Source organism: Methylorubrum salsuginis, assembly GCF_900114375.1.
GTDB classification, from domain to species: Bacteria; Pseudomonadota; Alphaproteobacteria; order Rhizobiales; family Beijerinckiaceae; genus Methylobacterium; species Methylobacterium salsuginis.
This window is the reverse complement of record NZ_FOSV01000047.1, coordinates 1-10,977: the sequence shown is the minus strand read 5'-3', so window position 1 is coordinate 10,977 and position 10,977 is coordinate 1. Positions and strand designations below refer to the sequence as shown.

Annotated in this window: 13 protein-coding genes and 1 tRNA gene; 4 read left to right on the top strand and 10 right to left on the bottom strand. The window is 69.3% G+C overall.

The annotated features are described in order from the left end of the window. The 3 genes from BM140_RS24725 to BM140_RS24715 form a co-directional block, all read right to left on the bottom strand. The coding region (locus BM140_RS24725; protein ID WP_165616557.1) for a transposase at window positions 1-258 on the bottom strand (258 nt) is incomplete at its 3' end. 11 nt (window positions 259-269) lie between these two features. Then, entirely contained in the window at window positions 270-1,313 is a 1,044-nt protein-coding gene (locus BM140_RS24720; RefSeq protein ID WP_091952107.1) for a hypothetical protein, read from the bottom strand. A gap of 321 nt (window positions 1,314-1,634) precedes the next feature. Continuing rightward, a tRNA-Gln gene (locus tag BM140_RS24715) sits at window positions 1,635-1,709 on the bottom strand. Between the two features lie 102 nt (window positions 1,710-1,811). Between BM140_RS24715 and BM140_RS24710 the strand changes: the two genes are divergently transcribed. Together BM140_RS24710 and BM140_RS24705 are read left to right on the top strand one after the other, a co-directional pair. Further along, on the top strand, window positions 1,812-2,555 hold the full coding sequence (locus tag BM140_RS24710; RefSeq protein ID WP_091952105.1) for an SDR family oxidoreductase: 744 nt from the start codon (window positions 1,812-1,814) through the stop codon (window positions 2,553-2,555). Window positions 2,556-2,651: 96 nt separating this feature from the next. Further along, window positions 2,652-4,271 carry a peptide chain release factor 3 gene (locus BM140_RS24705; RefSeq protein WP_091952103.1) on the top strand — a complete coding sequence of 540 codons (1,620 nt, stop codon included), beginning with the start codon at window positions 2,652-2,654 and terminating at the stop codon, window positions 4,269-4,271. Between the two features lie 64 nt (window positions 4,272-4,335). On the opposite strand, the gene BM140_RS24700 is transcribed toward BM140_RS24705, so the two are convergent. The 5 genes from BM140_RS24700 to BM140_RS24680 form a co-directional block, all read right to left on the bottom strand. Continuing rightward, window positions 4,336-4,527 carry a hypothetical protein gene (locus tag BM140_RS24700; RefSeq protein WP_091952101.1) on the bottom strand — a complete coding sequence of 64 codons (192 nt, stop codon included), beginning with the start codon at window positions 4,525-4,527 and terminating at the stop codon, window positions 4,336-4,338. An 84-nt stretch (window positions 4,528-4,611) separates the two neighbouring features. Further along, complete coding sequence (locus BM140_RS24695; protein ID WP_091952099.1) at window positions 4,612-5,046, bottom strand: tellurite resistance TerB family protein; 435 nt, start codon at window positions 5,044-5,046, stop codon at window positions 4,612-4,614. 123 nt (window positions 5,047-5,169) lie between these two features. Next, window positions 5,170-5,925, bottom strand: coding sequence for an ABC transporter ATP-binding protein (locus tag BM140_RS24690; RefSeq protein WP_091952109.1), 756 nt, complete (start codon window positions 5,923-5,925; stop codon window positions 5,170-5,172). After that, on the bottom strand, window positions 5,922-6,674 hold the full coding sequence (locus tag BM140_RS24685) for an ABC transporter permease (protein WP_091952097.1): 753 nt from the start codon (window positions 6,672-6,674) through the stop codon (window positions 5,922-5,924). The genes BM140_RS24690 and BM140_RS24685 overlap by 4 nt, the downstream gene beginning before the upstream one ends. 10 nt (window positions 6,675-6,684) lie before the next feature. After that, a complete protein-coding gene (locus BM140_RS24680; RefSeq protein WP_091952095.1) occupies window positions 6,685-7,695 on the bottom strand; it encodes an ABC transporter substrate-binding protein in 1,011 nt (336 codons plus the stop codon). Window positions 7,696-7,854: 159 nt separating this feature from the next. Here BM140_RS24680 and BM140_RS24675 point away from each other — a divergent pair, with 159 nt between their 5' ends. Next, window positions 7,855-8,274, top strand: a complete 420-nt coding sequence (locus BM140_RS24675) for a DUF3597 domain-containing protein (protein WP_091952093.1) — start codon at window positions 7,855-7,857, stop codon at window positions 8,272-8,274. A gap of 153 nt (window positions 8,275-8,427) precedes the next feature. Here BM140_RS24675 and BM140_RS24670 read toward each other — a convergent pair whose 3' ends face one another. After that, window positions 8,428-9,336 carry a LysR family transcriptional regulator gene (locus BM140_RS24670; RefSeq protein ID WP_091952091.1) on the bottom strand — a complete coding sequence of 303 codons (909 nt, stop codon included), beginning with the start codon at window positions 9,334-9,336 and terminating at the stop codon, window positions 8,428-8,430. A 125-nt stretch (window positions 9,337-9,461) separates the two neighbouring features. On the opposite strand from BM140_RS24670, the gene BM140_RS24665 reads away from it, so the two are divergent. Further along, a complete protein-coding gene (locus BM140_RS24665; protein WP_091952089.1) occupies window positions 9,462-10,076 on the top strand; it encodes a glutathione S-transferase family protein in 615 nt (204 codons plus the stop codon). Between the two features lie 607 nt (window positions 10,077-10,683). On the opposite strand, the gene BM140_RS24660 is transcribed toward BM140_RS24665, so the two are convergent. Beyond that, the coding region (locus tag BM140_RS24660; RefSeq protein WP_131803969.1) for a transposase at window positions 10,684-10,977 on the bottom strand (294 nt) is incomplete at its 5' end.

Here is a 10,977-nt window from a genome sequence, read left to right as displayed (position 1 = left end):
CGCCAGCACCTGCTTCTCCAGGGATAGATCCGCCACGAGGCGGCGCAACCGAGCATTCTCGCGCTCAAGATCCTTCATCTTCCTGGCTTGATCGACCTGCAGGCCGCCGTACTCCTTGCGCCAGCGGTAATAGCTCTGCTCGGAGATCTCTGCCTCCTTGCACGCCAACGCCAAGCTCTTGCCCTGGGCGGTCTGCACCTCGATCTGGCGCAGCTTCAGCACAACCTGCTCCGCGCTCGTCTTCTGACCTCGCCGCATGTCCGACTCCTTCAGTCCTGGCTGATCCTCTCAATCAGCCCGGTCCAAAGCCAGCCGGTCAGGTCAGTGACACCTTTGTGGATGATGAGCTCTTCGACCATCGTCGTCAGAGAGTTCGTGATGGACTCGGAGAGGGCTTCTACGCCCGTACTCGCCTCGTCCTCAACTCGCTGTTCGCGGTCTGTAGCGCGGCCGGCGGTGTCTTGAATGGCATCCTCGCCATCGAGCTCGGACCGCTCAGGCGATGGTTTTAGAACCGCTCCTGGAGCGGCGGCCTCCGTTTCCGAAGGGTACGACGCAGACGCTGGCGCGGCGGGTGGGTGCTTCCTGGCCGGTGCAGGGCCCTGCTTGGGGGCGGGATGGCGGGCAGATTCGGATAGGGGAGGGGGAGGACCATCATCGTCACTCGCGGTCTGCCGAAGTATCTGCGGAGCGTGGATCTCGAAGTCACCCCATTCGAAGCTGTCGGCGCCATCGAAGTCGGACGAGGCCCAGCCCAGCTCGTCGCGTACCATTTCGCCCCTGGCGCGCATGGCAGAGAGGTTGGCCCAGGCCTCACGCGGATCGCAACGGGCCTCGGCATAAGTTGCAGCGAACTCGCGCGAGACATGGCCGGAGACAGCCGCGAGTCCACGTAAGCATCGAATCAGGCCCGCTTCGGTCACGGGCTCGTCCATGCTCATCAGCATCGCCTCGAGATAGGCGCGGGGCGGCGTGAGCCGCCCGGTCTCATCCGGGCGTCCAAGATCGCGTAGGTAGCCATTCGTGATGCGCCGCCTGATCGCCCCGCGTTCCGGCGGGCTGAAGCCTTCCTGCTTCAGACGAGCATCGAGTTCGCCGTCGTACCCGGCTTCGAAGCCTTCCTCGGCGGCCAGGGCCTGCAGGCGTCCGAAGATGCGGTACTCTCGGGCGCGTCTCTCCATCAGCGCGGACCAGTCGCCGACGAGCGGATCACGCGGCGGATCGAGGTCGCGCTGCAGACGCGTCAACCGCGCGCTTCGCTCCCGGTCGACATAGGCGCGGAGGTGGTCTCGGATCTGGCTGGCAGTGCGCATGGCGGGATCGTCCCGGACGCGGAGGCTTTCCGCGTTGAGCGCCCAGCCAAGTGTGCGCGCACTGGATGGGTCGGTCGTGCCCAGGCTCAGAGCAACCGTGGCGGAATTCCCCTTAACAGAGGCACCAATCGGTCGCGTCCGCTCATCGCAACGGAATCGCCTACGCCACCAGTATACCGCACCGCGACGGTACACGTTAGAACAAATCGTCAACGGCCTGCCCCTGTGGACAAGCGCGTGCAACAGCTCTGCGTACAATCGGCGCAGCCGCGGGAGCGGCCGAGCACGGATCGCAATCAGATCAACGACTTAGCTGAGGCTTGGCTGGGGCGCCAGGATTCGAACCTGGGAATGGCGGTACCAAAAACCGCTGCCTTACCACTTGGCGACGCCCCAACGACCGTCAGGCCGACGGTTCTCTAGACGGGCCGCGCGGGGCTGGCAACCGGGGAGGTTGGTCTGCGATAGAACGTCCGTCTGTGGCAGGCGGAGGGGCGGATGAGCGGCGGCGTGGCTTTGGTGACGGGGGCCGGGTCCGGGATCGGGCGAGCGGTGGCGCGGGGGCTGTCGGAGGCCGGGTGGCGGCTGGTGTTGGCCGGGCGGCGTCGGGACGCGCTGGAGGCGGTCGCCAGCGCGTTGCCCGGCGAGGCCCTCTGCGTGCCGACGGATGTCGCGGATCCGCACGCCGTCGAGGCGCTGTTCGCTGGAATGGCGAAAAAATTCGGTCGGCTCGATCTGCTGTTCAACAATGCAGGCATCTTCACCCCGGCCGCGACCGTGGACGAGATCGCGGTCGAGGACTGGATGCGGAGCGTCAACGTCAACCTCACCGGCGCCTTTCTCTGCAGCCGTGCGGCGTTCGCGATGATGCGGGCGCAGGAGCCCCGCGGCGGGCGCATCGTCAACAACGGCTCGATCTCGGCGACCGTGCCGCGGCCGATGTCGGCACCCTACGCGGCGACCAAGCACGCCCTGACCGGCCTCACCCGCGCCACCGCGCTCGACGGACGCGCCTTCGACATCGCCTGCGGGCAGATCGACATCGGCAATGCCGAGACCGAGATGACGCAAGGGTTCGGCAAGGGCGCGCGGCAGGCCGACGGCACGATCAAAGCCGAACCGTTCATGGATGCGCGGCACGTCGCCGAGGCGGTGGTCTACATGGCCGGGCTGCCGCTCTCGGCCAACGTCCTGTTCATGACCGTGATGGCGACGGGCATGCCCTATGTCGGGCGGGGCTGACGCCGGCTTTGCGCGGGACGCGCGGAGCGCGTAGAGAGACCCGACCCCGGATTCCTATAAGACGAGTGGCCGCCAGCGGCGCGGCCGGTGCCCGCCATGCTGATGCAGACCGACCCCAAACCCGCCGATCCGAAAGCCGACCCGGTGGCGCGGCGGCGCACCTTCGCGATCATCTCGCACCCGGATGCGGGCAAGACCACGCTCACCGAGAAGCTGCTGCTGTTCGGCGGAGCGATCCAGCTCGCCGGCGAGGTGAAGGCCAAGCGCAACCGCGTCTCGACCCGCTCCGACTGGATGGGCATCGAGAAGGAGCGCGGCATCTCGGTCGTCACCTCGGTCATGACCTTCGAGTACGGCGATTGCGTCTTCAACCTGCTCGACACGCCGGGCCACGAAGACTTCTCCGAGGACACCTACCGCACGCTCACCGCGGTCGATTCGGCCGTGATGGTGATCGACGCGGCCAAAGGCATCGAGGCGCGTACGCGAAAACTGTTCGAGGTGTGCCGGCTGCGGGACATCCCGATCGTCACCTTCGTGAACAAGCTCGACCGCGAGGCGCGCGACCCGTTCGAACTGCTCGACGAGATCGAGAAGACGCTGGCACTCGACGTCGCCCCGGTGACCTGGCCGATCGGGCTCGGGCGCAACTTCGCCGGCACCTACGAGCTTGGGCAGGCCCGGGTGCGCCGCCTCGACGCGGCGGACGATTCCGGCACGATTCCGGTCTCGGGCACCGACGACCCGCTGTTCGACGAACTCCTCACCGAGGACGGTGCCGCCCAGGCGTGGCGCGACGAGGTGGAACTCGCCGAGGGCGGCCTCAAGACCTTCGATCTCGACGCGTTCCGCGAGGGGCACCTGACCCCGGTGTTCTTCGGCTCGGCGCTCCGGAATTTCGGCGTGCGCGACCTGATCGACGGGCTCTCCCGCTTCGCGCCGCCGCCCCGGGGCCAGGAGGCCGACAAGCGCGCGGTGCAGCCGACCGAGCCGAAGATGACGGGCTTCGTGTTCAAGATCCAGGCGAACATGGATCCGAACCACCGCGACCGCATCGCCTTCATGCGGGTCTGCTCCGGCCAGCTCCGGCGCGGGATGAAGGCGAAGCTCGTGCGCACCGGCAAGCCGATGTCGCTCTCGGCGCCCCAGTTCTTCTTCGCCCAGGACCGGGCGATTGCCGACGAGGCCTATGCCGGCGACGTGGTCGGCATCCCCAACCACGGGACCCTGCGCATCGGCGACACCCTCACGGAGGGCGAGGAGCTGGTGTTTCGCGGCGTGCCGAGCTTCGCCCCCGAGATCATGCGCCGGATCAAGCTCACCGACGCGATGAAGGCCAAGAAGCTGAAGGAGGCCCTCCAGCAGATGGGCGAGGAGGGCGTCGTGCAGGTCTTCGTGCCGCAGGACGGCTCGCCCGCCATCGTCGGCGTGGTCGGCGCGCTGCAGCTCGACGTGCTGAAGGAACGGCTCCAGGCGGAATACGGCCTGCCGATCGACTTCGAGACGAGCCGGTTCTCGGTCTGCCGCTGGATCGAGTCGGACTCGGAGACCGAGATCGACAAGTTCATCGACGCCCACGGCTCGTCGATGGCGAGCGACCTCGACGGCGCCCCGGTCTTCATGGCGACCACCGCCTTCTCGCTGCGCTACGAGGAGGAAAGGTGGGAGAAGATCCGGTTCACGGACGTGAAGGATTATCAGAAGCGGGCGGCGTGAGGCGCTTCGTGCGCCCGACGCCCCACGCCGTCACCGCGCGCTTCATCGAAGCGCGCGGCCGGGCTCACTCGTAGTCGAAATCCAGCGAGCGCTCGAACGCCCCGGCGCTCATGCGCTTGCCGCGCGGATCGGAGACCGCGATATCGCGAAAACCGCGGCGGGCGAGTTCCCAGGTCTTTTCCAGGGCCTGCTCGTCGGTCCCGCAGGCAAACGTCATCTCGCGTCCCGCCGGGTCCGTTCCCGTCACCTTGTACATCGTTCGACACACTCCCGAGCGGTGGCGGACCATACGCCCTCCGCGGCCGGTTCGCGAGGGCCGGGCGGGCGGCACCAAGGCGCCTCAGCCGAGCAGGGCTGCCTTGTCCACCCCAAGCGCCTGGGCCAGTTCGTCCAGCACCTTGTTTTCGCTCTCGGTGATCCCGCCCTTGTCGGCCACGTCCGCGGCGATCAGGAAGACGTGCTGGCGGTGGTCGAGCGGGCGGTCGGCGATGGCGGCGACGTGCTGGGCGTTCTCCAGCCGGCCGGCGCGCAACTCGGCGCGGGCGAGCGCCTCGAACAAGGCCTTCTCCAGCGCCAGGGTGTCGTAGGATTTCTGGAGGATGGGATTGGCCCGCATGCTGACCAGCGCAGCCTCGATCTCCTCCTCGTCGGTGTCGCCGTCGGCGACGATGACGTTGGCCGCCGCCGAGACCGCCGCCTGCATGAAGTCGGCGTCGCCCGCGTAGGACAGCACCACGCGGTTCAGGCGGAGGAGGGCGTCCTGAAAAAATCCCATCCCGAGTCTCCCGGCGCGCCCTGTCGGGCCGCCCGATGGTTCGCGGCGAGAACGCTTACCGTCAAGGTCTCCCGCGCCTGCAACGAACCCGGAGGAGGGCGCCCGCGTTCCGGACGCCGCCCCTCACAGGTCCGACGAACGCCGCGACAGCTCCCCGCGCAGGTGACGGGCCGCCTCGACCAGTTCCGTGTCGCGGCGGCGGCGCGGCCGGGGCAGGGTGATCGACACGTCGGCTGCGATCCGGCCGGGGCTGCCGGCCAGCACCACGACCCGGTCGGCGAGGTAGACCGCCTCGTCGATGTCGTGGGTGACGAACAGCACGGTCTTGCCCGTCTGAGCCTTGATGCGCTGGATCTCGTCCTGCAGCCCCTCGCGGGTGAAGCTGTCGAGCGCCGAGAACGGCTCGTCCATCAAGAGCACCTCGGGATCGACCGCCAGCGCGCGGGCGATGGCGACGCGCTGGCGCTGACCGCCGGAGAGCTGGTGCGGCCAGCGCCCTGCCAGGTCGGCGAGGCCGACGAGCTTGAGCATTTTTTCCGCCCGCGCCCGGCGCTCGGCCTTGGGGAGGCCGTGGCGTTCCAGACCGAAGCCGACGTTATCGATCACCCGCCGCCAGGGCAGCATCCGGGCATCCTGGAACACCAGGGCCATCGGGCTGCGCGTCTCGGGGGCGGTGTCGAGGGTGACCGTGCCGGTGCTGGGCTTGGCCAGGTCGATCAGCACCCGCAGCAGCGTCGATTTGCCGACGCCGGACTCGCCGACGATGACGAGGAACTGCCCCCGCGGTACCGCAAGGTCGAGCGCCGATAGGATCTCGGTGCGGCGTCCGTCGCGCTCATAGGCGAGGGACAGGCCCTTGATGTCGATGATCGGCGTCATGCGCGCCACCGCAGCAGCCAGCCCTGGAGGGCGACGAAGCCGGTGTCGAACAGGCCGTAGAGGGCGGCCATGGTCAGCATGTAGACGACGACGATATCGGTGGAGAGCAGCGAGGAGGCCTGCATCATCCGCGCGCCGATGCCGGGCACCCCGAAGATCTCGGCTGCGACCACCGCCATCCAGGCCTGGCCCAACGCCGTGCGCACGCCGACCAGGATGCCGGGTGTCGCCGCCGGCAGAAGGATTTTCGTCAACCGGGCGAACGGCCCACGGAAGCCGAAGGCCTGGGCGACCTCGATCAGGTCGCGATCGACGCCGCGCACGGCTCCTTGAGTCGCGAAGAAGACGATCCAGAACACGCCGACCGCGATGATGAACACGGCGGCCGAGGGCTGCACGCCGAACCAGATGATGGCGAACGGCACCCAGGCGAGGCCGGGGATGGGGCGCAGGAGCCGGACGATCCAGGCGGTCAGGCTCTCGAACCAGCGGAACATGCCCGACAGCAGTCCGAGCGCGATGCCCGCCCCCGCGCCGAGCCCCAGCCCGACGACGTAATGGCTCAGGCTCTCGGCGACCGCCCGCGGCCACGCGCCTCCGGACATCTCCCGGCCGAAGGCGGCGGGGATCGAGGAGGGCGGCGGCAGGAAGGCCGGATTGACGAGATCGAGCCGGGGTGCCGCCTCCCAGATGCCGAGGAAGGCGGCGAGCCCGGCGGCCGCGAGCGCGGCCGAGCGGAGCGCGGTCATGGATTCGGGATCAGGGCTTCTTCACCGCGTCGAAGGGCTTCGTGTCGAACAGGCCGTCGGTCGGCGCCTCCTTGTCGAGGGTGCCGATCGAGACCTGATAGGCCTGCATCTTCTTCGTCGCCTCGATGATGGTGCGCGGGTCGGTGACGAACTTCGCGGCCGGCGAGGAAATCGCCTTCTGGATCGTCGCCACGTCGGTGATGCCCTTGCCGAGCGCCGCCTCGACCGGTCCGGCGGCCTTGGCCGGGTCGTCCTTCAGGAGCGCGGTGGCCTTGACGAGGGCCGCAACGAGGCCTTCGACCGCCTTCGGGTTGGCGTCGGCGAATTTTCCGTACACCGCCACCACGGTGCCCGGCTGATCCGGGAACATCTCGCCGCCGGTGGCGATCAGCGCGATCTTCGGGTTGCGGCCCTGGACGATGGTGAGCGCCGGCTCGCGGATCGAGGCGCCGTCGACCGCCCCGGCGAGCAGCGCCTGCTGGGTCGCGTCAATGCCCATGGCGACGATCTCGACATCGGCCTTGTCGGCCTTCGCCACCTGCCAGAGCCAGTGCTGGAGGGTGGTGTTCGGCACCGAGCCCGGCGGCTGGGTGGCGAGCCGCGCAGGCCGGCCTTCCTTCGCCTTGAACTGCTTGAAGGCGTCCGCCTTGCTTTGGGCGCTCGCGAAGTAGGGGGCGAGCTTGGGGGCTGCCACGAACACCATCTCCTCGACGGCGGTGGCGGCCACGACCCGCACGTCGATGCCCTTGGTGCGGGCGACCGCGAGCGGCGCGATGCCGGCGACGTAGACGTCGATGGTGCCGGATGCGAGCGCCTGGATCATGTTCGGGCCCGACTCGAAGGTGGTGAAGGCGGGCGCCAACCCCGCCTCCTTCAGCCAGCCCTCGCCGTTGGCGACGAAGACGGGGGCGGCGCCGACCACCGGGATCACGCCGATGCGCACCGGCACCTGTTGGGCGGCGGCGGGGAGGGCGGCGGCGAGGCCCGCCAGAAGGGCGAAGGCCTTGATCAGGATGCGCATCGGGTGGGTTCCGGCTGGGCTGACCCCGCCCCATGGCACAGCGGGCGCGATCTTCCAATCGCCGGATAGACAGGGCCGGGCGGAACGGGCGCTCATGAAGCGCCGTTAACGGAACCGTAGCGGCACACCGGCCGCACGAGACGACAGGACCCGACCGCCATGAGCCTCCTCGGCAGCATCGTCAGCAAGATTCTCCACCCCTTCGGCACCTCCGAGGCGCAGGCCGCGCCGTCCGACAAGCCGGCCTCGACCGAGGCACAGCCGACCTCCGGCGGCAGCGCGCCGGCCTCGACCGCGACCAGCGGCGGAACGTCCGGCGGCCCGGTGGATGTCGAGGCCGTGCTCAACGACATGGCCGCCAAGAACGGGCAGAAGCTCAACTGGCGCACCTCCATCGTCGATCTGATGAAGCTGCTCGACCTCGATTCGAGCCTGCACGCCCGCCAGCAGCTCGCCGACGAACTGCACTACTCGGGCGACAAGAACGACTCCGCTTCGATGAACGTCTGGCTGCACAAGCAGGTCATCAAGAAGCTGGAAGAGAACGGCGGCAAGGTCCCGGCCGACCTGAAGGATTAGTTTTCTCTTCGTCGCGAGCAGCCCTCTCCCTCCCGCGCGACGGGAGAGGGTCTTGTAGAACTTCGAATGTTCCCACTGCCGTCATTCCGGGGCGCGAAGCGAAACCGGAATGACGGCAGTGGGGTCATACCGTCGCGATCACCCAAACCCCGCTCACCCCGCCTGCGGGTTCACCCGCGGGTCGGCCCGCAGCCGCTCCACCGCCAGTTCGACGAAGGCCCGCACCTTCGCCGGCGCCCGGCGGCCTTCCGGGCTCACCACGTGGACTGGCATCGGCGGGCCCTCCTGGGCCTCGAACAGGCGCACAAGCCGGCCCTCGGCCAAAGCCGGCGCGACCTGATAGGACAGGAGCCGCACGATTCCCCGCCCGTCGAGGGCGGCAGCGAGTGCCCCGTCGATCGTGTTGCAGACGAGCCGGGGCCGCACCGCAACCGCCCGCCGCCGATCCGGGCCGAAGCGCCATTCGGCCACGGTCGCTCGGTCGCTCCGGCCGATGATCGTGTGATGCGACAGGTCCCCCGGCTCCCGCGGCGTGCCGTGCCGCTCCAGATAGACCGGCGCGGCGCAGACCACGGAGCGCACGCCACCGACGCGGATCGCCGAGAGGCCCGAATCCGGTAAGTCTCCGATCCGCAGGGCCACGTCCGCCCCCTCTTCGACGAGGTCGATCACCCGGTCGAGGAACAGCGCGCGGGCCGCCACCGCGGGGTGGCGGTCGAGATATTCGCCGATCACCGGCAACACGTAGAGGCGGCCGAACTGCACCGGGGCCGTCACCGTCAGCGTGCCGGTGGGCGTCGCCATGGCGCCCGCGGCGGTCGCTTCCGCCTCCTCGATCTCGGCGAGGATGCGGCGGCAATCCTCCAGATAGCGGGCGCCCGCCTCGGTCAGCGCGACCCGGCGGGTGGTGCGGATGAGCAGCCGCGCGCCGATCCGCGCCTCCAGCGCCGCGACCGCGCGGGTCACCGCGGGCGGGCTCATGTTCAGCGCCCGGGCCGCGCCGGCAAAGCCGCCGCTCTCGGCCACCCGCACGAACACCTGCATCCCCTGCCAGCGGTCCATGGCGGGCTCCGATCATTCCGCTTCGAGTAACAATCGCTTGCGGAGAATGACGGTTCTCGCAAGACAGCGAAACGGTTTTGATGCGGGGAGCGGCCGGACGACGGCCGAATCCCGAGGAGACACCCGTGAAGCTCTACGATCTGCCCCTGTCGGGCCATGCCCACCGGGCGCGCCTGTTCCTGTCGCTGGTCGGCGTGCCGTTCGAGACCATTCCGGTCGATCTCAGGGGCGGGGAGCACAAGGCGCCGGCCTTCCTCAAGCTCAACCCGTTCGGGCAGGTGCCGGTGCTCGACGACGACGGGACCATCGTGTCGGATTCCAACGCGATCCTGGTCTATGTCGCCAAGAAGCTGGGACGCACCGACTGGCTGCCCGAGGACCCGGAGGGCGCCGCCCGCGTGCAGCGCTGGCTCTCGGTCGCGGCGGGTCAAATCGCCTTCGGCCCAGCCGCCGCGCGCCTCGTCACCGTGTTCGGTGCCGCGTTCCGGCCCGACGAGGTGATTGCGCGGGCGCACGCCATCCTCACCCTGGTGGAGGCCGAACTTTTGGCCCGCGACTGGCTCGCCGCCGCGCATCCGACCATCGCCGACGTGGCGCTCTACAGCTACGTCGCGGCGGCGCCCGAGGGGAACGTCGATCTGGCGCCCTATCCGGCGATCCGCGGGTGGCTCGCCCGGATCGAGGCGCTGCCGGGCTTCCTGCCGTTCCCGAAGACCGCCGCCGGCCTCAACGCCGCCTGAAGGAGACTTCCATGGACACGACGCCCTGGCATGGCGGCGAGGTCGCGCTCCAGACGCGCGTCGGCTCCGCCGCCCGCATGGCCGAGATCGGGCCGCGGGTGATCCGCGACCATCTCATCGCGCAGCATGCCGGGTTCTACCCGTTGCTGCCCTTTGTGGTGCTCGGCACGGTCGATCCCGAAGGCGCCCCCTGGGCGACCCTGCGGGCCGGCCCGCCCGGCTCCTTTCTGGGGGTGCCCGACCCGTACCACCTCACGGTCGCGGCGGCACCCGAGCCCGACGATCCCGCCGAGGCGGGCCTGCAGGACGGCGCGGGCATCGGTCTGCTCGGCATCGAACTCGAGACGTGCCGCCGCAATCGCCTCAACGGCACGGTGGAGCGGAGGGGGATGAGCGGCTTCACCGTCGCGGTCGAGCAGAGTTTCGGGAACTGCCCGCGCTACATCCGGCCCCGCCCGGCGATGTTTTCCGGCACGCTCCGCAGGGCCCAGGCGCCGGCCGTGTCGGACCGGCTCGACGGGCGGGCGCGGGCGCTGCTGGCCGCCACCGACACGCTGTTCGTGGCGAGTTCCACCGAGGCTGCGGGACAGAGCGGCTGTGTTGAAGGTCAAGCGGTGAGTGGCTGCCAAGGCGTGCGGTCGCGGACGATGGCGTTGAGCGTCACCAAGAGCTTTCGCATCACCGCCACGAGGGCGACCTTCCTCGGTCGGCCACGCTCAGTGAGCCGCTCGTAGAAGGGCCGGAACGGAGAGCCTCGCCGGATCGCGGTCAGCGCAGCCATGTACAGCACGCCCCGCACGGATGTTCGCCCACCCGCGATGGATCGCCGACCCCGCATCAGGCCAGAATCGCGGTTGATCGGCGCGATGCCCACGAGAGCTGCGAGCTGGTGGCGTCCGAT